The following is a 21,792-nucleotide window of genomic DNA, read 5'->3' on the forward strand; positions in this document are numbered from 1 at the left end:
AACGTGGCCCCTTCTGGTGTCCGAATATTGCGCCGTCATGTCGGGTCGCGTCCGCAAACGAAAGGCGCTAAGGTTCGTATCCCATATCTTTACAACAGAGGGACCGATGTCCGAAGAGTTCTACCGCATCAAGCGCCTGCCGCCCTATGTCATCGCCGAAGTCAATGCGATGCGGGCGGCGGCGCGCGCGGGCGGCGAGGACATCATCGATCTGGGCATGGGCAATCCCGACCTGCCGCCCCCCGAGCATGTCCTCGACAAGCTGGTCGAGGTCGCGAAGAAGCCCGACGCGCATGGCTATTCCCAGTCCAAGGGGATTCCCGGCCTCCGCCGCGCGCAGGCGAATTACTACGCCCGCCGCTTCGGCGTCGATCTGGACCCGGAGACCGAGGTGGTCGTCACCATGGGGTCGAAGGAAGGACTGGCCAGCCTCGCCACCGCGATCACCGCGCCGGGCGACGTGATCCTGGCGCCCAATCCGTCCTATCCGATCCACACCTTCGGCTTCATCATCGCGGGCGCGACGATCCGCGCGGTGCCGACCACGCCCGACGAGGCCTATTTCGAGAGCCTCGAGCGCGCGATGCACTTCACCGTGCCCCGTCCCTCGGTACTGGTGGTCAATTATCCGTCCAACCCGACCGCCGAGACGGTCGACCTCGCCTTTTACGAACGGCTCGTGGCGTTCGCGAAGGAGCATCAGCTGTGGATCCTGAGCGACCTGGCCTATTCCGAACTTTATTATGACGGCAATCCGACCCCTTCTATCCTTCAGGTAAAGGGGGGCAAGGACGTCGCTGTCGAGTTCACCTCGCTGTCCAAGACCTATTCGATGGCGGGGTGGCGAATCGGCTTTGCGGTCGGCAACAAGAGGCTGATCGCGGCGATGACGCGGGTGAAGTCGTATCTCGATTACGGCGCGTTCACGCCGATCCAGGCGGCGGCCTGCGCCGCGCTCAACGGCCCGCAGGACATTGTCGAGAAGAACCGGCAGCTTTATCACAAGCGGCGCGACGTGCTGGTCGAGAGCTTCGGCCGCGCCGGATGGGATATCCCCAGCCCCCGTGCCTCGATGTTCGCCTGGGCCCCGCTGCCGCCCGCGCTCGCGCATCTGGGCAGCCTGGAATTCTCCAAGCAGTTGCTGACCGAGGCCAAGGTCGCGGTCGCGCCGGGCGTCGGATATGGCGAGAATGGCGAGGGCTATGTCCGCATCGCGCTGGTCGAGAACGAACAGCGGCTTCGCCAGGCGGCGCGCAACGTGAAGCGCTACCTGCAATCCATGGGCGTCAACATGCCGGCGGGCGGCAAGGCCCTATGATCGTGAGGTCTTGATCGCGACGGGCGCGGTGGTGTGCGGACCGCCGCGTCTGTCCGGTCAGGCGACCGCCGCGCGCGCATCCCGGCTCTGGCGGCCGCGCTTGACCCTGTACATCGCCTCGTCCGCCTGATGGACCAGCCGGTCCAGCCCGTCCTCGATCGATCCGGCGGCGATGCCGATGCTGAGCGTCGGCGGCGGGCTGACATCGATCGCGGCGATCACCGCGCGATCGAACCGGTGCGACAGCGCCTTGCGCAGCGCCTCCGCCTCCGCCGCCGTGCCGCTCGGCAGGACGCAGAGGAATTCGTCGCCGCCGATCCGCGCGACCCGGCCGCGCTGGCCCAGCTCGCTCAGCGCCAGATCGGTCAGCAGGCGCAGCACCATGTCGCCCGCGGCATGGCCATGCTGGTCGTTCAACGCCTTGAAGCGGTCGATATCGATCAGCAGTACCGTGACGTCGCCGTGCAGCGATTCCTCGACCCGATCCAGCCCGAAGCGATTGAGCGCACCCGTCAGGCCATCGATGCAGGCCTGCTGCCGCAATTCGCGCTGGTTGCGCTCCGCCTCGACCAGCAGCAGCGAGAAATGCGTCAGCGTCACCACGATGATGCCGACGCCCGCTGCCCAATCGGCGATCCACTGCGCCTCCTGTTCCCAGGCGGGCGCGCTGAACGCCAGCAGGCTGAACAGCATGTGGAGCACGAACAGCGGCGTGGCGGCGATGAAAAAGCCACCCATGACCCATGCGGTGAACAGTTTTTCGCGCCTGGCGATGCCGAGCATCAGCCAGGTGATGGCAATGAGGCACAGGTTGCGCGCCGACCCCAGCATCGCCACGGTCCAGCGGACATCGGTCGTCTGCAACAGCATCAGCGCGATCAGGCCCAGGCCCGTCGCGCCCATCATGGCGAGGAGGATGCGGGGCGGCGACCGCCTGCCGAATAGCGCGACGCTGCGAACGCAGAGCGCCATTCCGACGATGAGCATCAGGTTGAGCAGGCGCTCGACCAACGCGACGTTCGACCCGTCGAAGAACAGGGTCAGGCCGTTCGCCAGGCCGATCAGGATCTTTCCCCATCCCCAGGACCGCGCCCATCCATGTTTCCCTTCGCGCGTCAGGCCAGGGATCAGGTGCAGCGCCCCGATCAGGAAATGGCTGATGGCGGCAACGATCTGGACGGTGACAACATCGAGGATCAAAATGGCGTTTCCATGGGGGCGACCGGCCCCGACTGCACGGGGCCGCATCCTTCCCCGTAACGGGCGAGAGGTTTAGGAAAAGTTTGCTCCGGCCTGTTTCCGCGGCGGTCTTTGCTCATTCGGCAGGAATGCCGGGTTGCGGCGGCCGCCGGCGGGCGGGGATATGCGAGGAGGATTGATCCCATGGGCACCCAGCCGCTACGGCGGGCACAATCCCGCCAACGGGCCGGGTCCCGGCGGGGCCGTGGATACGGCCGACGGAGTGACATGTGAGTAACGAACTCGAACAAATGCGCGGGCATCTGCTCGCCGCCATCGCCGATGCCTCCGCGCTGGACGCGTTGGAGACGGTCCGCGTCGACGCGCTGGGCAAGCAGGGGCGGATCACGCAACTGCTCAAGACGCTGGGCAAGATGAGCCCGGAAGAGCGTCAGGTCGAAGGGCCGCGTATCCATGGCTTGCGCGAAGCCGTCACCGAGGCGCTGTCCGCGCGCAAGGCCGGGCTGGAGCAGGCGGCGCTCGACGCGCGGCTGTCGTCCGAGCGGCTGGATATGACCCTGCCGGTCGAAACCACCAGCTTCGGCACCGTCCACCCGGTTTCCCAGGTCATGGACGAACTGGCCGAGATCTTCGCCGATCTGGGCTTCGCGGTCGCGACCGGGCCGGAGGTGGAGACCGACTGGCACAATTTCACCGCGCTCAACATCCCGGAGACGCATCCGGCGCGCGCCATGCACGACACCTTCTATCTGGCGGGGGTCGAGGCCGGGGGCGACGAGCGCACGGTGCGCCGCGTGCTGCGCACCCACACTTCGCCGGTGCAGATCCGCACCATGCTGGACAGCAAGCCGCCGATCCGCATCATCGCGCCGGGCCGCACCTATCGCTCCGACTCGGACGCGACCCATACGCCGATGTTCCATCAGGTCGAGGGGCTGGTGATCGACAAGGGGATCACGCTCGGCCATCTGAAATGGACGCTGGAGACCTTCCTCAAGGCGTTCTTCGAGCGTGACGACATCGTGCTGCGCCTGCGCCCCAGCTATTTTCCCTTCACCGAACCGAGCGCCGAGGTCGATGTCGGCTACACGATCGAGAAGGGCAAGCGCGTCATTGGCGGGTCCGGCGGCGGCTGGATGGAGGTGCTGGGCAGCGGCATGGTCCACCCCAAGGTCATCGAGGCGTGCGGGCTCGATCCCAATGAATGGCAGGGCTTCGCCTTTGGCTGCGGCATCGATCGCCTCGCCATGCTGAAATACGGGATGGACGATCTGCGCGCCTTCTTCGACGGCGATATTCGCTGGTTGAAGCATTACGGGTTCGCGAGCCTCGACGTACCCACGCTGTCGGGAGGAGTCGGCGCATGAAGTTCACCCTGGGCTGGCTGAAGAGCCATCTGGACACCGACGCCTCGCTCGACGCCATCGTCGAGGGGCTGACCCGTATCGGGCTGGAGGTCGAGGGCGTCCACAATCCGGGCGAGGCGCTGGCGCCGTTCCGCGTCGCGCGCATCCTGTCGGCGGAGCGGCATCCGCAGGCCGACAAATTGCAGGTCCTGTCGGTCGATGCCGGCGACGGGCCGATGCAGGTGGTGTGCGGTGCGCCCAACGCCCGCGCCGGGCTGGTCGGCGTGTTTGGCGCGCCGGGTGCCTATGTCCCCGGCCTCGACGTGACCCTCAAGGTCGCGGCGATCCGCGGCGTCGAGTCGAGCGGCATGATGTGCTCGGCGCGCGAGCTGGAGATCGGCGAGGGGCATGAGGGCATCATCGAACTGCCCGAGGATGCGGTCATTGGCACCTCCTTCCCCGATTATGCGGGTCTCAACGATCCGGTCATCGACGTGTCGATCACCCCCAACCGGCAGGATTGCATGGGCGTCCACGGCATCGCGCGCGACCTTGCCGCGGCCGGGCTGGGCACGCTGATCGCGCCGACCGTGCCGCCGGTGGCGGGCGAGGGGGCCGGTCCCGATGTGCGGATCGAGGATGCTGAAGGCTGCCCGGCTTTCTATGCCCAAGGGGTGACGGGCCTGACCAATGGCGAGGCCCCCGAATGGATGCGCCAGCGGCTGACCGCGATCGGGCAGAAGCCGATCTCGGCGCTGGTCGACATCACCAATTACATGACGGTCGATCTGGGGCGTCCGCTCCACGTCTATGACAAGGGCAAGCTCTCGGGCGGTCTGGTCGCGCGGAAAGCCCGTGACGGCGAGACGGTCGCGGCGCTCAACGGCAGGACCTATAGCCTGTCCGAGGGCATGACCGTCATCGCCGACGATGCGGGTGTTCACGACATCGGCGGCATCATGGGCGGCGAGCATTCGGGCGTGTCGGAGGCGACCACCGACGTCATCATCGAATGCGCCTATTTCGCGCCTGACGCGATCGCGCGCACCGGCCAGGCGCTGGCCCTGACCTCCGACGCGCGCCAGCGGTTCGAGCGCGGCGTGGACCCGGACTTCCTCGACGACGGCCTCGCCATCGCGACCGCGCTGGTCCTGGAATATTGCGGCGGTACCGCCAGCAATGTGACGCGCGCGGGCCAGCCGCCGGTTGTCGGCAAGACCATCGCCTATGACCCTAACCTCGCCGAGACGCTGGGTGGCCTCGCCGTCGATCCTGCGCGGCAGAAGGCGATCCTCGAGTCGCTGGGCTTCGCCGTCACCGCCGACTGGCAGGTGAGCGCGCCGAGTTGGCGTCGCGATATCGACGGCCCCGCCGATCTGGTCGAGGAGGTCATCCGCATCGAGGGGATCGACCAGGTTCCCCCGGTCGCGCTCCCCCGCGCGCCCGGCGTCGCGCGTCCCACCGCCACGCCGCAGCAGAAGCTGGAGCGCCGCGCCCGCCGCGCCGCTGCCGCGCGTGGCCTCGACGAAGCGGTGACGTGGAGCTTCATCAGCGAGGCGCAGGCCGCGCCGTTCGGCGGCGGCGCCTTCACCCTTGCCAATCCGATCAGCGAGGATTTGAAGGTCATGCGGCCCTCGCTCCTCCCCGGCCTGCTCGCCGCGACCGAGCGCAATATCAAGCGCGGCGCGACCGCCGTCCGCCTGTTCGAGATCGGCCGCCGCTATCTGGCGGAGGCTGAGCGGCCGACCTTGGGCGTGGTGCTGGCGGGCGACAAACGCCTGCGCAACTGGCGCTCGGGCAAGGCGCAGGCGTTCGACGCCTATGACGCCAAGGCCGAGGCGATCGCGCTGCTCGCGCAGGCCGGTGCGCCGGTGGATAACCTGCAAGTGATGGGCGAGGCGGGCGACGCCTGGCATCCCGGCCAGTCGGGCACGCTGCGGCTGGGGCCGAAGACGGTGCTGGGGGCGTTCGGCATGGTTCATCCGTCGGTGTTGAAGGCGTTCGACCTGGACGGCGCGGTGGCGGCGGTGGAAATCTATCTCGACGCGATTCCGCCCAAGCGCGCGACCGGTTTCATGCGGCCCGCCTACACCCCGCCCGCGCTGCAATCGGTCCGCCGCGACTTCGCCTTTCTGGTGCCCGACAGCCTCGCCGCCGACATGCTGATCCGTGCGGTGCGGGGGGCGGACAAGGCCGCGATCACCGCCGCGCGCGTCTTCGACGTGTTCGCCGGGACCGGCGTGCCCGAAGGCCATAAGTCGGTCGCGGTCGAGGTTCTGCTCCAGCCAGGGCAGAAGAGCTTCACCGACGAGGAGTTGAAGGCCGTGGCCGACAGGATCGTCGCCGCCGCCGCCAAGCAGGGAGCGCAATTGCGTGGCTGAACAACCGGAAAACTGGGTCCGGATCGGCAACGATCATCTGTCGGCGGCGATCAACCCGCTCGGTGCGGAGCTGTCCTCGCTCTGCGACGCCGCGGGGCGCGAGTTGATGACCGATGCGGACCCGGCGTTCTGGACCGGCCGCGCGCCGTTGCTCTTTCCGGTCATCGGCGTGACCCGCGACGGCATCCGCCTGAACGGGCGGCATTATCCGATGGCCAAGCATGGCTTCGCCCGTCACGCGATGTTCGAGGTGGTGACGGTCGAGCCGACCCGGGCGGTCTTCTCGCTGGGGGATAGCGAGGAGACACGTGCCTCCTACCCCTTCGCCTTCCGGCTGGAGGCGGAGTTCCGGCTGGAGGACGCGACCCTGGTGATGGACGTTCGCATCCTCAACCGGGGCGAGGTGGTGATGCCCGCCAGCTTCGGCTTCCATCCTGCCTTCGCCTGGCCGCTGCCCTATGGCCGCGCGCGGGCCGATCATCGCATCACCTTTGAACGCGAAGAGCCGTCGAAGCTGCGCGTCATCGCGCCGGATGGGCAGATCGCCCAAGGGCTCCGCGACAGTCCGCTCGACGGCCGTGTGCTGCATCTGGCGGATGATCTGTTCACCCAGGACGCGCTGGTCTGGGACCCGGTCGAGAGCCGCAGCCTGACCTATGGCGCGGATGGCGCGCCGCAGTTGCGCATCGCCTTCCCCGATACCGACAAGCTCGGCATCTGGACCAAGCCCGGCGCGGCCTATGTCTGTGTCGAGCCTTGGCACGGCATTGCCGACCCGGAAGGATTCGACGGTGATTTCGCCGAGAAGCCCGGTGTGTTCGTCGTGCCGGTCGGGGGCGAGAAGCTGATCCGGACGACGGTGACGCTGGCGGGGTAAGACGCTTTCTGCCCCTCCTCTCCTGCACGACCCCGGCGAAGGCCGGGGTCCAGGGGCCATGCGGTCTGGGGCGAAGGTGTCGTGCTATCTTGAATGCCTTCCCAACTGGACCCCGGCCTTCGCCGGGATGGTACAGACAGGGTGAAGGGGAGGGCGCGCATCTCAGCCGCCAAGCGGATATGGCGACCGCAAAGCGGGGCCTGTCTTGTGCCACAATTTGCTGTAACAGGCGCCGCATGGCGGGCCGTTCGATGCCCGCTCTTCCTATCTGACAGAGCCGCCCATGACCTCCCCCCGCCGTACCTTCGCGATCATCTCGCACCCTGACGCCGGCAAGACGACGCTGACCGAAAAGCTGTTGTATTTCGGCGGTGCGATCCATCTGGCGGGCGAGGTCAAGGCGCGCGGGGCAAACCGGCGCGCACGGTCGGACTGGATGAAGATCGAGCAGCAGCGCGGCATCTCGGTCACCTCCTCGGTGATGACGTTCGAGAAGGACGGCGTGACCTTCAACCTGCTCGACACGCCGGGCCACGAGGACTTTTCGGAGGACACCTATCGCACCCTGACCGCCGTCGACTCGGCGGTGATGGTGATCGACGCGGCGCGCGGTATCGAGGCGCAGACGCGCAAGCTGTTCGAGGTGTGCCGCCTGCGCTCGGTGCCGATCATCACCTTCGTCAACAAGGTCGACCGCGAAGGCCGCCCCGCCTTCGAGCTGCTCGACGAGATCGCCGACATCCTGGCGCTCGACGTCGCGCCGATGAGCTGGCCGGTCGGCATGGGCGGGCTGTTCGAGGGGGTGCTCGACCTGACCACCGGCAAGGTCAGCCGTCCCGAGGGTGACAGCCGCGCCTTTCTGGGCAAGGTGGACGATGCGCCAACCCTGCCGCCCGAGGTCGCCGAAGAGGTCGAGCTGGCGCAGGCGGGCTATGCGGCGTTCGATGCCGACGCCTATCGCAACGGCGACCTGACCCCGGTTTATTTCGGATCGGCGCTCAAGGATTTCGGGGTCGCCGAGCTGATCGACGCGCTCAGCCGCCATGCGCCGCCGCCGCGTCCCCAGCCCGCCGAGCCTGCGCCGGTGTCGCCGGACAACAAGGAAGTCACCGGCTTCGTCTTCAAGGTGCAGGCCAATATGGACCCGCAGCATCGCGACCGGATCGCGTTCATGCGGCTCTGCTCGGGCACCTTCAAGCGCGGCATGAAGCTGACCCCCACCGGCCATGGCAAGCCGATCGCGGTCCATTCGCCGATCCTGTTCTTCGCGCAGAACCGCGAAGTCGCGGACGAGGCGTTTCCGGGCGACATCATCGGCATCCCCAATCACGGCACGCTGCGCGTCGGCGATACCCTGTCGGAGCGGGCGGATGTCCGCTTCACCGGCCTGCCCAATTTCGCGCCCGAAATCCTGCGTCGCGTCGCGCTGAAGGACCCGACCAAGACCAAGCAGCTCCGCAAGGCGCTGGACGACATGGCCGAGGAGGGGGTGACGCAGGTCTTCTATCCCGAGATCGGCTCGAACTGGATCATCGGCGTGGTGGGGCAGTTGCAGCTCGACGTGCTGCTGTCGCGGCTCGATGCCGAATATAAGGTCGCCGCCGGGCTGGAGCCGGCGCCGTTTGACACCGCGCGCTGGATCGCGGCGGACGATGCGGCCGACCTCAAGGCGTTCATGGACCTGAACCGTGCCGCCATGGCCAAGGACCGCGACGACAACCCCGTCTTCCTCGCCAAGAGCGCGTGGGAAGTCGGCTATGTCGCCGATCGCTATCCCAAGGTCCGCTTCCTCGCCACGCGCGAACGCTGAGGGAACCCGGGGGCCGTTTCGCGGCTTCAACGGCATAGGAACGAACAAGGACTGCCCATGGACCGCGCCGCGATCGAATCGATTTTTGAAACCAATGAAAAGCTGATCCGTCGCCGCGCGCTGAAGGCCGGGGCGAAGGCGCTGACCATCGGGACCGAGAGTCTGGCCGAGACGATCGACGAGATCGCCGATGCCTATGCGCTGAACGGCGCGCAGCGGCGCGAGCTGGAGCCCGCCATGGCGATCGAGGCGCAGGAAGTGGTCGGCAAGCTCAAGGGCTTTGTCGGTCCCGTGGCGATCCTGGGCGATCTGCGCGGCGGTTCGGGCCTGTTGTCGCAGGCGCGGGCGGCGGGGCGGCTGGCGAAGACCGCACGGGTGATCGGGCAGGGTGGCCTCAAGGCCGGGCGGATTGCAGCGCGGGGTGGCCGGGCGACGCGTGCCCTGCCCTGGGCGGCGCTGGGCGTCGCGGCGTGGAGCGTGGGCAATGGCGGCTGGTTCTGGTGGCGCGCGCACGCCTATAACCGGGCGTGTCGTGATCTGCTGTTGCAGGAGGTCGGGCCGAAGACGGTGCCTGCGGCCTGAAGAAACGCATGCTCTTGAAGAAGAGCGCGCTGGGGGCGAGCCGGACTCGCCCGTTTCCTCTTTAGCGGACGGCCTCGATCGGCGCGGTCTGGGGGGCGTGGCTGGTGGCTTCGGCCGGGTGAAGCATCACGAGCCCCAGGGCACCAAGCGCAAATCCGCCGGCGAACTGCCATACGAAGCTGGACTTGAGGAGGGCGCGCATCGTCTTCACCTGTTCAAATGGGTCGCCATCCAAAAGGGGCTGGCGATCTTCCCGGTGCCATCTGGTCGATCGACTCCGTTCCGACAATGGTGATTATAGAAACACTGCATTAACGGCACGTGAGCGTGTCATTCAGGTCACAGTTTAGTCACATTACGGCGCGGCGATGGCCGCAAAGGAAAAAGCCAGCCGATCCGGGGCCCGGACCGACTGGCTTCGCGCTCCAATTGGGAGCGTGATTATTTCAGCGCGGCGCAGGCCGTCTGGATACGGGTGCAGGCTTCCTTGAGCAGCGCGTCAGAGGTCGCATAGCTGATCCGCATCGCGGGCGAGAGGCCAAACGCCGCGCCCTGCACCGCCGCCACCTTCGCATCGTCGAGCAGATAGCCGACGAACGCCTCGTCGCTGTCGATCAGCCGGCCCGAGGGCGTGGTCTTGCCGATCAGCGGGGCGAAGGACGGATAGACGTAGAAGGCCCCTTCCGGCGTCGGGCAGGACATGCCGTCGATTTCATTAAGCATCGCCACCACCATGTCGCGTCGCGCCTGGAACGCTGCGTTGCGCTCGGCGAGGAAGCTCTGGTCGCCGGTCAGGGCCGCCGTCGCCGCGGCCTGCGCGATCGAACAGGGGTTGGAGGTCGATTGCGACTGCAGCTTGGCGATCGCCTTGATGAGCCAGGGCGCGCCGCCCGCATAGCCGATGCGCCAGCCGGTCATGGCATAGGCCTTGGAACAGCCATTCACGGTCAGCGTCCGCTCATACAGTTCGGGGCAGACCTGCGCGATGGTGGCGAAGCGGAAGCCATCATAGACGATATGCTCGTACATATCGTCGGCGAAGACCCAGACCTGCGGATGGCGCAGGATCACTTCGCCCAGCGCCTTCAACTCGTCGGCGGTATAGCCCGCGCCCGTCGGGTTCGACGGCGAGTTGAGGATCACCCATTTGGTCCGGGGCGTGATCGCGGCGTCAAGCGCTTCGGGGGTCAGCTTGTAACCTTGCTCCGGGCCGGCCTTGACGATCACCGGCACGCCGCCGGCGAACTGGACGACATCGGGATAGCTGACCCAATAGGGCGCGGGGATCACCACCTCGTCGCCCGCGTCGATCGTCGCGACCATCGCGTTGAACAGGGTGTGCTTGCCGCCGACATTCACGCTGATCTGATCGGCCTTGTAGGTCAGGCCATTGTCGCGCGTGAACTTGGCCGCGATCGCCGCCTTCAGCTCGGGCGTCCCGTCGACGTTCGTATATTTGGTCTTGCCGTCGCGAATCGCCTGGATCGCGGCGTCCTTGACGAAATCGGGCGTGTCGAAGTCCGGTTCACCCGCGCCCAGCCCGATCACGTCGACACCCGCGCGCTTCAGCTCCATCACGCGGCTGGTGATGGCGAGCGTGGGGGAGGGGCTGATACGGCCGAGCGCGGCGGAGGGCTGCATGGTAGGAACCTTTGCGACAGGAAGATGCGCGCGCCTTAGCGCGCGGCGCGCTCAATCCGCAACCATCTCCGCACGAAACAATCCACGAAGCGCGTTGCCGAGCAAGAATCCGTCGCGAAGATCGATCCGGGTCACCCGGCCTTCGACCGCTTGGCCACTGTCGATCAGGTGCGCGCGCAACACGCCGGGCAGCAGGCCCTGGGCCAGCGGCGGGGTGACGAGCCGGTCGCCGCGCGGGACGAAAAGATTGGTGAAACTGCCTTCGGTCAGCGACCCGTCGGCCGTTTCGAACACGATCTCCGCCGTGCCCGCCGCCGCGCGCGCCGCATCGTAAAAGCCGCGCGCGCTGGTCTTGTGACGCAGGCGCAGGTCGGCGGGGGATACGGGCAGCGGCATGATCCGAACGGGCACGACCGCGTCGAAGGGACGGGGGGCAGGACCGACCTCGACGACGATCGCGCCGCCGCGTGCGAGCAGCAGGCGGACGCGCCGCGCCTCGCGCAGGCGGAAGGTTGCGGCCTGCAACTCGTTGCGCGCGGCGTGCCGGTCGAAGGTGAAGTCCAGCGCGGCGGCGCTCGCCTTCATCCGCGCCAGATGGGCCTCCAGATGCTGGATGCCCTCGACGGGATCGAAAGCCATCGTCTCGATCAGGTCGAACTCGCCGCGCCCGCCGGCCAGGAACGCCCCCTTGGCCAGGCATTCGTCCCATTCGTCCGCCGCCACCGAGTCGGCGACGATGCCCGAGCCCAGGCCCAGCGTCGCGTGCCCCTCTCCATCGGGCCAGGTCAGGGTGCGGATCGCGACGTTGAACATCGCGTCGCCATTCGCATCGAGCCGTCCGATCGCGCCGGTATAGAGACCGCGCGGGGAGTCCTCGATCGCGGCGATCGCCTGCATCGCGCGGATCTTGGGCGCGCCGGTGATCGACCCGCAGGGAAACAGCGCGGCCAGCACGTCGATGGCATCGCGCCGCTCGGCCAGGTCGGCGGTGACGGTCGAGACCATCTGGTGCACCGTGGGATAGGGTTCGACCGCGAACAGATCGGGCACCGCCACGCTGCCTGGCCGGGCGACGCGCGACAGGTCGTTGCGCATCAGGTCGACGATCATCAGGTTTTCGGCGCGCTGCTTGGGGTCGTCGCGCAACGCCCGCGCCGCCCGCGCATCCGCCTCTGGCTCGGGCCGTCGGCGCGCGGTCCCCTTCATCGGTCTGGCGGTCAGGCGGCCATCGTCCAGCGCGAAGAACATCTCGGGCGACAGCGACAGGATCATGTCCGAACCCGTCGCCACCACAGCGCCCCAGCCCGCGCGCGACCGGGCGCGCAGCCCGGCATAGAGCGCCAGCGGATCGCCCGCGACCGGCGCGGTCGCGCGGAAGGACAGATTGACCTGATAGAGATCGCCCGCATGGATCAGCGCCTGGACCGCCGCGAATTGCGCGGCATGGCGCTCCTCGGTCAGTTCGGGCGCCAGGTCGCCGATCCATGCACCCGCCGGATCGGGCAGCATGTCCTCGACCGTGATCGTGCGATAGCCGGCGAACAGACCGAACCACAGCAGCGGTCCGGCGGTGGCGGGAAAAGGCACGCCCGGTTCGAACGCGGCCCCGGCCTCATAGGCGATGGTCCCGGCGGCATGGAGCCCGTCGAGCCGCGCGCGGCGAAGCCGGTCCAGCGCGGGCGCGACCGCGTCCGGGTGATGCGCGGTCACGATCCCGACCGGCGCGGTGTAGAGGCGCGCCGCCGCGCCCCCGTCACGGGCGTCGTCGAGCAGGACGAAAGGGGCGTCGGGGCGCATCATGAACGACGATCCATGCACGGGGCGGCCCCGCGCTTGCAAGTATCGATTGGCCGTTCCTGTCCCAGCCCCTATCTCCTGGAGCATGACCGATCCTCACCAGGCTCCGCCGCAAAGCCCACCACTGCGCGCCGCGATCGTCCCCGTCACCCCGCTTCAGCAGAATTGCTCGATCGTCTGGTGCACCGCGACGATGAAGGCGGCGGTGGTCGATCCCGGCGGCGACCTGCCGCGCATCCATGACGCCATCGCCAAGACCGGGGTGACGGTGGAGAAGATCCTGCTGACGCACGGCCATATCGACCATGCGGGCGGGGCGAAGGCGCTGTCGGATGCGCTGGGCGTGCCGGTGGAAGGGCCGCAGGAAGAGGACCGGTTCTGGCTCGCGCGGCTGGACGAGGACGGACAGGCCTATGGCATCCCCGCGCAGGTGCTGGAGCCGACGCGCTGGCTGTCCGAGGGGGACCGCGTGACGATCGGCGACCTGACGCTCGATGTGTACGAAACGCCGGGGCACACGCGCGGCCATGTGATCTTCCATCACGCGCCTTCGCGTTTCGCGCTGGTCGGCGACGTGCTGTTCCAGGGCTCGATCGGGCGTTCGGACCTGCCCGGTGGCGATCACGACCAGCTGATCCGCTCGATCGTCGACAAACTGTGGCCGCTGGGGAATGAGACCGCGTTCATTCCCGGACATGGCCAGCCCAGCACCTTCGGACATGAGCGGCAGAGCAATGCGTTCGTGGCGGACCGGGTGCTGGCGCGCGGCCAGGGGTGGTGAGACGGCGCGCGCGGAGCTTGCCTCACCGTCGCGCGCGCGCCGTCTCTGCCCGAATCGCCTTGAACTCGGAGCCGTCCCGCCATTCGGGCCAATCGTGCCCGTCGGCCAGGTCGCGCCCCATGCGATAGAACAACCCGACATCGGCTGCCGCGCCGCGCAGATCCCATTTCGCGTCCCACGCGTCGCAGGTCTGGTGGTAGCAGCGCATATAGCCGTCGAGCCATTGCTGCCCCGCCGGGCGCCCGCCCGCGACCAGATCGGGCGCGCCGCTGATCGCCATCAGGAGCAACGTCGGCACGCCGCGCCGCGCGACCGAGAAATGGTCCGCGCGGTAGAACAGCCCGCGTTCGGGCAGGGCCTCGGGCGTCACCACCCGTCCTTGCGCGGCGGCGGCGGTGCGCAGCCGATCCTCCAGATCATTCTGCCCGTCGCCGACCAGCATCACGTCCTTCGCCGGGCCCGCCGTCTGGAGAATGTCGAGCGTCAGGTTCGCGACCGTCCTGGCGAGCGGATAGACCGGCTTTTCGGCATAGGTTTCCGATCCCAGCAGCCCGCGCTCCTCGCCGGTCCATAGCGCGAAGACCAGGCTGCGATCGGTACGCGGAGCGGCCTTGAACGCACGCGCCAGCTCCAGCACGCCCGCCACGCCCAGGCCGTCGTCATTCGCGCCCGGCCGGATGGTCCGCCCCTGCGCATCGGGCGCGCCCTTGCCATAGGCGTCCCAATGCGCGCCGAACATCACGACCTCGTCGGGGCGCGTCTTGCCCGGCAGCCTGGCCAGCACGTTGCGGCTTTCGGCGCGCACCGTGGTGACGGGCAGATCGGCCGAAAAGCGTGGGCCCTTCAGTTCGACGGGACTGAAATCGGCGCGGCGCGCGGCCTTGCGCTGTTCGGCGAGGTTCAGCCCGGCCGTGGCGAACAGCTTCGCCGCAGCCTCGCCTGACAGCCAGCCCTGCAACCCGACGCGCGAACTGGGGTCGGCGCGCACGATGTCGTAATTCTCGCCCGCCGGGGCCGTCACCGTCGCCCAGCCATAGCCCGCGCCGGGCGTGTCATGGACGATCAGCGCGGCGATCGCGCCCTGTCGCGCGGCTTCCTCGAACTTATAGGTCCAGCGGCCATAATAGGTCATGCGCCGGTCGCCGAACCTGCCCTTGGCATCGTCGCCCGCTACCGCCTCGAAATCGGGGTCATTGACCAGGAAGACCGCGACCTTGCCCTTCAGGTCGACGCCCTTGAAATCGTCCCAGCCGCGCTCGGGGGCATCGACGCCATAGCCGACGAAGACCATCGGGGCGTCCTGGATCGCCACGCGGTCGACCGGGCGGACGGTCGAGACATAGATGTCCTGCCCCTGCACCAGCGGCATCGCCCCGGCGCGAATCGTCCCCTGTCCGATCCGGGTGCGGATCAACGGGACGGCCTGCGTCCATTGCCCGTCCGGGCCGCCGGGTTGCAGCCCCATCGCCTTGAACTGCGCGACCAGCCAGTCGACCGTCTTCGCCTCGCCGGGCGTACCGGGCGCGCGGCCCTCGAACGCGTCGGAGGCCAGCGTCTTCACATCCGCCGACAGCCGCGCGGGCGAGATCGGATCGGGCGCGGCGGCGGATAGCGCAACGGCGGACAGGGCGATCGCGGGCAGGGCGATCAGGGGAAAACGAGTCATCGCTGCTCAACCTTGTAAACAGTGATGCCGCTCACCGGGGCCGTGCTGGTCGTGTAAACGATGCCGATGGCCCATCCCGCCAGCAGGGCCAGGATCGCCCAGGTTCCCAGAGCACCTCCGGCGCGGCCGATATTGGGAACGGGGCGCATCATGCCCCAGCCATGGCCGATTCGCGCGACGATGAACGCGCCGCCGAGAATCCACAGCCAGAAGGGCGATCCCCCGGCCAGCTCGATCAACGCCATCAGGATCAGGACGAAGGGCGCATATTCGACGAAATTGGCCTGCGCGCGCATGCCGGTCGCGAGTCGCGAATCGCCGCCATCGCCGATCAGGATCTTGCCGCGCACCCGCCCGACGACGATTCGCAGGGCGAGCCATAAATTGACCAGTGCCGCCGCCGCGGCGATGCTGAGAGTGACGGGCAGGACCATAAGCGGCGGATTCTCCGGTGGCGGGATGATGGTCGGGAGTGCCATTCCCCGCCAAAGCTTGCAACCTCGGCAAAACTCGCTATAGGCGCGGGGCTTCGCGATGCGTCCGGCTGGGTGCTCACGCGGCCGGGTCATCGATCCGGGCGCGCAATGGGTGCTGACCGTGGCGTATCCACCCATTGTTCGAATTGATAAGGTGCCGCAATGGCCGTCCCCAAGAGAAAGACTTCGCCCTCCAAGCGCGGCATGCGCCGTGGCCACGACTCGCTGTCGATCGAGGCGTTCCAGGAATGCCCGAACTGCGGCGAGCTGAAGCGTCCGCACAATCTGTGCACCGCATGCGGCCATTATAACGGCCGTGAAGTCGTTTCGGTCGAGGGCTGACCCCTCTTTCCGTAACGAACGACCGTCAGAGGACACGCATGGCCGATAACGCCTGGATCGCCGTCGATGCGATGGGCGGCGACGACGGGCTGGCCGTGATGCTCGCCGGCGTCGCCAGGGCGCGGCGCCGCTTCGACGGCATGCGCTTCCTGCTGGTCGGGGATGAGGTGCAGATTGCGGAAGGGCTGAAATCCCATCCCAATCTGTCGGCCGCGTCCGAGATCGTCCACGCCCCCGAAATCGTCGGCTCGAGCGAAAGGCCGAGCCAGGCGATTCGGCGTGCACGCACGACTTCGATGGGCATCGCCATCGATCTGGTGAAGCAGGGGCGCGCCGCCGCCGCCGTGTCGTCGGGCAATACCGGCGCGCTGATGGCCATGGCCAAGCTCAGCCTGCGCACGCTGCCGGGTATCGACCGGCCGGCGCTCGCCGCGCCGCTGCCGACGCTGGGCGATAATGACGTGGTCATGCTCGACCTCGGCGCCAATACCGAGTGCGACGCGCGCAATCTCGTCCAGTTCGCGGTGATGGGCGCGGCCTATGCCCGCACGCTGCTTGAGCTGGACAATCCGCGCGTCGCGCTGCTGAACATCGGGTCCGAGGATCAGAAGGGCACCGACGAGATTCGCGATGCCGCCGCGGTCCTGCGCGGGCAGGGCCATTTGCCGCTCAACTTTACCGGCTTCATCGAGGGCAACCAGCTTGCGCGCGGTGAAGTCGACGTGATCGTGTGCGACGGCTTTGCAGGCAATATCGCGCTCAAGACCGCCGAGGGGACCGCGCGTTTCGTCGGCGACCTGCTGAAGCGCGCCTTCCGCTCCTCGACCCGGTCGAAGATCGGTTTCCTGATTTCGCGCCCCGCGACCGAATTGTTGCGCGACCATCTCGACCCCAACAATCACAACGGTGCGGTCTTTCTGGGCCTGAACGGCCTGGTGGTGAAGAGCCATGGCAGCGCCAATGAACTGGGCGTCGCCACCGCGATCGGCAACGCGGCCAAGATGGTGCGCGCCGACCTGACCCGGCGTATCGCCGAGGATCTCCTGAACTTCGAGGCAGCGGCATGATTCGATCGATCGTCACCGGTACGGGCTCGGCGCTTCCAACCCGGCGGGTGTCGAACGACGAGCTGGCGGAGAAGGTGGACACCTCGGACGCCTGGATCGTCGAGCGCACCGGCATCCGGTTCCGGCATATCGCGGGGCCGGAGGAAACCACCGCGACGCTGGCTGCCGAGGCCGCCAGGGCCGCGATCGCCGCCGCCGGGCTGTCGGCGCAGGATATCGACCTGATCGTGCTGGCGACCGCGACGCCGGACCAGACCTTTCCCGCCACCGCGACCAAGGTGCAGGCGATGCTGGGCATTGCCGATTGCGTCGCGTTCGACGTGGCCGCAGTGTGCTCGGGCTTTCTCTATGCCGTGCAGGTCGCCGATGCCATGCTGCGCAGCGGGGTGCAGCAACGCGCGCTGGTGATCGGCGCCGAAACCTTCAGCCGCATCGTCGATTGGGAAGACCGCACCACCTGCGTCCTGTTCGGCGACGGGGCGGGCGCGATCGTGCTGGAGGCGCGCGAGAGCGCCGATCATGGGGATCGCGGCATCCTGGCGACCCGGCTCCATGCCGATGGCCGCCACAACAGCCTGCTTTATGTCGATGGCGGCCCTTCGACCACGGGCACCGTCGGCAAGCTGCGGATGAAGGGGCGCGAGGTGTTCCGCCATGCCGTCGTCAATCTGGCGCAGGTGATGGACGAAGCGCTGGGCGCCGCGGGGTTGACCACCGCCGATATCGACTGGGTCGTGCCGCACCAGGCCAATGCGCGGATCCTGGACGCGACCGCGCGCAAGCTGAACCTCCCGGCCGGAAAGGTCGTGGTGACGGTCGACCAGCACGCCAATACCTCGGCCGCGTCGGTGCCGCTGGCGCTCGATACGGCGGTGCGCGACGGGCGAATCCAGCAGGGTGATTTGATCGTTTTGGAAGCGATGGGCGGCGGCTTCACCTGGGGTGCCGCGGTCATTCGCTTCTGATCGTTCGCTTGCGATGAAGGAACGCGGATCACGGGGATAAATCCCTTTCGATCCGAATGTTGCCTATGATAGGCGCTGAAACCGGCAACCATTGGGGGATGGCTATGACGAATCCAGGTACGTTGACCCGCGCCGACCTTGCGGAATCATTGCATCAGGAAGTGGGCCTTTCGCGGGCCGATTCCACGCAAGTGGTCGAGCAGATTCTGACCGAAATGTGTGACGCGCTCTCGCGGGGGGAGAATGTCAAGATTTCGGGTTTCGGTACCTTTGTGCTGCGTGACAAGGGGGAGCGGATCGGCCGCAATCCCAAGACCGGGGTGGAGGTGCCGATTGCGCCGCGCCGCGTCCTGACCTTCCGCGCCAGCCAGATGATGCGCGATCGCATTGTCGCGGCGGGATAGGCCCGAGCGTCCCGCCGATGGCGGCAAGGCCGATGATGCGCTGCGCACCATCGGCGAAACCTCGCGCGAGACCGGGGTGGCGCAGCATGTCCTGCGCTACTGGGAAGGCCGGTTCCCCCAGCTTCGCCCGGTACAGCGGGCGGGCAATCGCCGCTATTATCGTCCGGCCGATCTGTCGCTGATCCGCCGGATCGACGCGCTGCTCAACCAGCAGGGCTATACCGTGCGCGGCGTGCAGCAATTGCTGGCGACCGAGGCGCGCGCGAAGGACGATCCGCTGACCATGTTGCGCAGCATTCGCGACTCGCTGGTCGACGCGCTGGCGATCGACGCGCGGTGGGACGCCCGGTAAAGGACGTCATTCTCCGCCGGGTTCAGGCGGCGACGGGGAAGCGCAGCATCCGGTCGCGCATCGGCACCAATGCTTCGGCCGGGCGGCCCACGGCCCGGACCAGCGCGGGATGATCGACGTCCAGCCCACCGGTCAGCGCCCCGAACGCGGGCAGGATCAACTTGTCGGCGGTCGCCACGAAACAGCGCCGGGCGACCAGCTTGCCCCGGACGCGCAGCCGCAATTTGGGATGGAAATGGCCCGACAATTCGGGGCGCGACTCCCGCGGATCGGCCTCGTGGCGCAGGATCAGGCCATCGACGTCGGCTTCCTCTACCACCGTCCCGCCGCAGCGATCGCGCAGCACGGGATCGTGATTGCCCGTAATCCAGGTCCAGCGGGTCGATCCGGTCAGCGCCAGCAACAGCGCGCGCGCCTGTGGCGCAAGCCGGTCGCATCCGTCGGCATCGTGAAAGCTGTCGCCCAGGCACCAGACCTCCCGCGCGCTGGTCCGCGCCACCAACTCCGTCAACTCGGTCAGCGTGGCGAGCGAGTCATAGGGGGGCAGCATCTGCCCGCCGCCGGCATACCAGCTGGCCTTTTCCAGATGCAGGTCGGCGACCAGCAACGCACCCCGGGCGGGCCAGAACAGCGCGCCCTCGGCCAGCGCCGTCAAGTCGCGACCACCGAACGAAAAGGGAACCATTGTCCGCTCATGCGCTTGACGCTCTGCAATATCAAGCGTTTGCAGCGGGGCGGGGAAAGCCCTTGCTTCCCGGACGGAGAAGCGTAAAGCGCGCCGTCCTTTTCGGCACAGGGGGTTCGCACGGGTATGACGGCGAAAGCGACCGACATCACGGGCCAGATCAATGCTTCGGAAATGGGTGACGATCGGGCCGGGCACCGCCATCCGGCGCTGGCCGCACTGACCATCGGTGCGATCGGTGTCGTGTTCGGCGATATCGGGACCAGCCCGCTCTACGCCTTTCGCGAGGCCCTCGCCCAGTCGGCGGCGGACGGCATCGACCCGAGCGAGATTCTGGGCGTGCTGAGCCTGGCGCTGTGGACGCTCTTCCTGGTGGTCTCGGTCAAATATGTCTCCTTCCTGATGCGCGCCGACAATCAGGGCGAGGGCGGGGTGCTGGCACTGGCCGCGCTGGCCCGCCGGTCGATGGGGATTCGCTCGAAGCTGGCGCTGATCCTGGGCGCGGCGGGGGCGTCGCTCTTCTATGGCGATGCGATCATCACGCCCGCCCTGTCGGTGCTGTCGGCGATGGAGGGGCTGCGCACCATTCCCTCGGCCTCGACGGTCTTTGACGAAGGCACGATCCGGCTCTGCACCATCGTCATCCTGATCGCGCTGTTCCTGCTCCAGTCGCGCGGCACGGCGCAGGTGTCGCGGCTGTTCGGCCCGATCTGTATCCTGTGGTTCCTGGTCATCGGCGGGCTGGGCATCTGGCACATCGCCGATGAACCCTCGATCGTGCGGGTGATCCTGCCCAGCTATGGTCTCCATTTCCTGGCGAACCACGGCGTGGTCGGGCTGTTCGTGCTGGGCGCGGTGTTCCTGACCGTGACGGGGGCGGAGGCGCTGACCGCCGATATGGGGCATTTCGGGCGGCTGCCGATCCGGATCGGCTGGTTCTCGCTGGTCCTGCCCGCGCTGGCGCTCAACTATCTGGGGCAGGGCGCGTTCGCGCTGTCCTCGCTGGAGGCGGCGGCCAGAGCGGGCCAGCCTTTCACCAACCAGGACTGGTTCTTCCTGATGGCGCCCGAGTCGCTGCGCCCGGCGTTGATCGTGCTCGCGGGGCTCGCGACCGTGATCGCGGCACAGGCGGTGATCACCGGCGCGTTTTCGCTGACCCAGCAGGCGATCCAGCTCGGCTTCCTGCCACGCCTGCGCGTGCGCCAGACCTCGGCCGATTTTCAGGGGCAGATCTATCTGCCCGCAATCAACTGGCTGCTGCTGTTCGGGGTGCTGGTGCTGGTGATCCAGTTCAAGACCTCCTCGGCGATGGCGGCGGCCTATGGCATCGCGGTGACCGGCACGATGGTGGTCACGACGTGCCTGGCCTATCTGGTCGTGCGCCATCGCTGGGGCTGGTCGCGCGCGCTGGCGCTGTCGGCGATCCTGCCGTTCCTCGCGCTGGACCTTGTATTCTTCGGGGCCAATATCCTGCGGGTCGTGGAGGGGGGCTGGGTGCCGCTGCTGGTCGGGGCAGGGGTCGGGCTGCTCATCTACACCTGGGTTCGGGGACGCGGCATCGTGTCGGCCTTTGAGAAGCGGCAGGCGATCCCGCTCGCCGATCTGGCCGCCGCGCTCGCCAGGCGTCCGCCCGAACGGGTGCCTGGCACGGCCGTGTTCCTGACCGCGAACCCCGCCTCCGCCCCCGGTGCGTTGCTCCACAATCTGAAGCACAACAAGGTGCTGCACGCGCAGAATCTGATCGTCACGATCCGCACCGCCGATCGCCCGGTGGTGCTGCCCGAATGCCGGGCCAAGGTGGAGCGTCTGGACGAGAATTTCGCCACGGTCGTGCTGACCTATGGTTTCATGGAAACGCCCGATGTGCCGCGCGACCTGAGCCGCGATCTGGGCATCGAGACCAACAGTTCGGGGCTGGACCCGATGAAGACCAGCTTCTTCATCGGTCGCAACACGCTGAAGCCCGAGGCGGACAAGGGCATGCCGCTCTGGCAGGATCGGCTGTTCATGTTCCTGCAGCGCAACGCCAGCGACCCGACCGATTTCCTGCGCATTCCGCCGGGCAAGGTGCTGGAACTCGGCGAGCAGGTGACGGTCTGATC

Annotated in this window: 20 protein-coding genes; 13 read left to right on the top strand and 7 right to left on the bottom strand. The window is 67.7% G+C overall.

What is annotated here, in order from left to right:
- The first annotated feature begins 106 nt into the window (after positions 1-106).
- Positions 107-1,318, top strand: a complete 1,212-nt coding sequence (locus RN629_RS06530; protein ID WP_407034468.1) for an LL-diaminopimelate aminotransferase — start codon at positions 107-109, stop codon at positions 1,316-1,318.
- A 57-nt stretch (positions 1,319-1,375) separates the two neighbouring features.
- Here the strand turns inward: RN629_RS06530 and RN629_RS06535 are convergent, their stop codons facing one another.
- On the bottom strand, positions 1,376-2,518 hold the full coding sequence (locus RN629_RS06535; RefSeq protein ID WP_407034469.1) for a GGDEF domain-containing protein: 1,143 nt from the start codon (positions 2,516-2,518) through the stop codon (positions 1,376-1,378).
- 290 nt (positions 2,519-2,808) lie between these two features.
- Between RN629_RS06535 and pheS the strand changes: the two genes are divergently transcribed.
- From pheS to RN629_RS06560, 5 genes are all read left to right on the top strand, one after another.
- A complete protein-coding gene (gene pheS / locus RN629_RS06540; RefSeq protein WP_407034549.1) occupies positions 2,809-3,885 on the top strand; it encodes a phenylalanine--tRNA ligase subunit alpha in 1,077 nt (358 codons plus the stop codon).
- Complete coding sequence (gene pheT, locus RN629_RS06545) at positions 3,882-6,245, top strand: phenylalanine--tRNA ligase subunit beta (RefSeq protein WP_407034470.1); 2,364 nt, start codon at positions 3,882-3,884, stop codon at positions 6,243-6,245. Before pheS ends, pheT begins: the two co-directional genes overlap by 4 nt.
- Positions 6,238-7,122, top strand: coding sequence for an aldose 1-epimerase family protein (locus RN629_RS06550; protein WP_407034471.1), 885 nt, complete (start codon positions 6,238-6,240; stop codon positions 7,120-7,122). Before pheT ends, RN629_RS06550 begins: the two co-directional genes overlap by 8 nt.
- A gap of 283 nt (positions 7,123-7,405) precedes the next feature.
- The gene (locus RN629_RS06555; RefSeq protein ID WP_407034472.1) at positions 7,406-8,932 is read left to right on the top strand and encodes a peptide chain release factor 3; all 1,527 of its coding nucleotides are present in this window, start codon (positions 7,406-7,408) and stop codon (positions 8,930-8,932) included.
- A 57-nt stretch (positions 8,933-8,989) separates the two neighbouring features.
- Complete coding sequence (locus tag RN629_RS06560; RefSeq protein WP_407034473.1) at positions 8,990-9,514, top strand: hypothetical protein; 525 nt, start codon at positions 8,990-8,992, stop codon at positions 9,512-9,514.
- A gap of 61 nt (positions 9,515-9,575) precedes the next feature.
- Here RN629_RS06560 and RN629_RS06565 read toward each other — a convergent pair whose 3' ends face one another.
- The 3 genes from RN629_RS06565 to pabB form a co-directional block, all read right to left on the bottom strand.
- On the bottom strand, positions 9,576-9,716 hold the full coding sequence (locus RN629_RS06565) for a hypothetical protein (RefSeq protein WP_407034474.1): 141 nt from the start codon (positions 9,714-9,716) through the stop codon (positions 9,576-9,578).
- Between the two features lie 239 nt (positions 9,717-9,955).
- Positions 9,956-11,155, bottom strand: a complete 1,200-nt coding sequence (locus RN629_RS06570; protein WP_407034475.1) for a pyridoxal phosphate-dependent aminotransferase — start codon at positions 11,153-11,155, stop codon at positions 9,956-9,958.
- Positions 11,156-11,206: 51 nt separating this feature from the next.
- Positions 11,207-12,955, bottom strand: coding sequence for an aminodeoxychorismate synthase component I (pabB, locus tag RN629_RS06575; RefSeq protein ID WP_407034476.1), 1,749 nt, complete (start codon positions 12,953-12,955; stop codon positions 11,207-11,209).
- Positions 12,956-13,037: 82 nt separating this feature from the next.
- Between pabB and RN629_RS06580 the strand changes: the two genes are divergently transcribed.
- The gene (locus RN629_RS06580; protein WP_407034477.1) at positions 13,038-13,733 is read left to right on the top strand and encodes an MBL fold metallo-hydrolase; all 696 of its coding nucleotides are present in this window, start codon (positions 13,038-13,040) and stop codon (positions 13,731-13,733) included.
- Between the two features lie 22 nt (positions 13,734-13,755).
- On the opposite strand, the gene RN629_RS06585 is transcribed toward RN629_RS06580, so the two are convergent.
- The gene (locus RN629_RS06585) at positions 13,756-15,399 is read right to left on the bottom strand and encodes a M28 family metallopeptidase (RefSeq protein WP_407034478.1); all 1,644 of its coding nucleotides are present in this window, start codon (positions 15,397-15,399) and stop codon (positions 13,756-13,758) included.
- Positions 15,396-15,833 (bottom strand): MAPEG family protein, encoded by a 438-nt coding sequence (locus RN629_RS06590; protein WP_407034550.1) that lies wholly within the window; start codon positions 15,831-15,833, stop codon positions 15,396-15,398. The genes RN629_RS06585 and RN629_RS06590 overlap by 4 nt, the downstream gene beginning before the upstream one ends.
- 204 nt (positions 15,834-16,037) lie before the next feature.
- On the opposite strand from RN629_RS06590, the gene rpmF reads away from it, so the two are divergent.
- From rpmF to RN629_RS06615, 5 genes are all read left to right on the top strand, one after another.
- Positions 16,038-16,217, top strand: coding sequence for a 50S ribosomal protein L32 (gene rpmF, locus RN629_RS06595; protein WP_407034479.1), 180 nt, complete (start codon positions 16,038-16,040; stop codon positions 16,215-16,217).
- A 38-nt stretch (positions 16,218-16,255) separates the two neighbouring features.
- The gene (gene plsX / locus RN629_RS06600) at positions 16,256-17,284 is read left to right on the top strand and encodes a phosphate acyltransferase PlsX (RefSeq protein ID WP_407034480.1); all 1,029 of its coding nucleotides are present in this window, start codon (positions 16,256-16,258) and stop codon (positions 17,282-17,284) included.
- The gene (locus RN629_RS06605) at positions 17,281-18,249 is read left to right on the top strand and encodes a beta-ketoacyl-ACP synthase III (RefSeq protein WP_407034481.1); all 969 of its coding nucleotides are present in this window, start codon (positions 17,281-17,283) and stop codon (positions 18,247-18,249) included. Before plsX ends, RN629_RS06605 begins: the two co-directional genes overlap by 4 nt.
- Before the next feature lie 104 nt (positions 18,250-18,353).
- A complete protein-coding gene (locus RN629_RS06610) occupies positions 18,354-18,653 on the top strand; it encodes an integration host factor subunit alpha (RefSeq protein WP_407034482.1) in 300 nt (99 codons plus the stop codon).
- Positions 18,637-19,005 (top strand): MerR family transcriptional regulator, encoded by a 369-nt coding sequence (locus RN629_RS06615; protein WP_407034483.1) that lies wholly within the window; start codon positions 18,637-18,639, stop codon positions 19,003-19,005. The genes RN629_RS06610 and RN629_RS06615 overlap by 17 nt, the downstream gene beginning before the upstream one ends.
- A gap of 22 nt (positions 19,006-19,027) precedes the next feature.
- Here RN629_RS06615 and pdeM read toward each other — a convergent pair whose 3' ends face one another.
- Positions 19,028-19,690 (bottom strand): ligase-associated DNA damage response endonuclease PdeM, encoded by a 663-nt coding sequence (gene pdeM, locus RN629_RS06620; protein WP_407034484.1) that lies wholly within the window; start codon positions 19,688-19,690, stop codon positions 19,028-19,030.
- A gap of 174 nt (positions 19,691-19,864) precedes the next feature.
- On the opposite strand from pdeM, the gene RN629_RS06625 reads away from it, so the two are divergent.
- Positions 19,865-21,790: a potassium transporter Kup gene (locus RN629_RS06625; RefSeq protein ID WP_407034551.1), complete on the top strand. Its 1,926-nt coding sequence runs from the start codon at positions 19,865-19,867 to the stop codon at positions 21,788-21,790.
- The last annotated feature ends 2 nt before the right edge of the window (positions 21,791-21,792 follow it).

It is taken from the genome of Facivitalis istanbulensis (assembly GCF_040560405.1).
Taxonomy (GTDB): Bacteria; Pseudomonadota; Alphaproteobacteria; order Sphingomonadales; family Sphingomonadaceae; genus Sphingomonas; species Sphingomonas istanbulensis.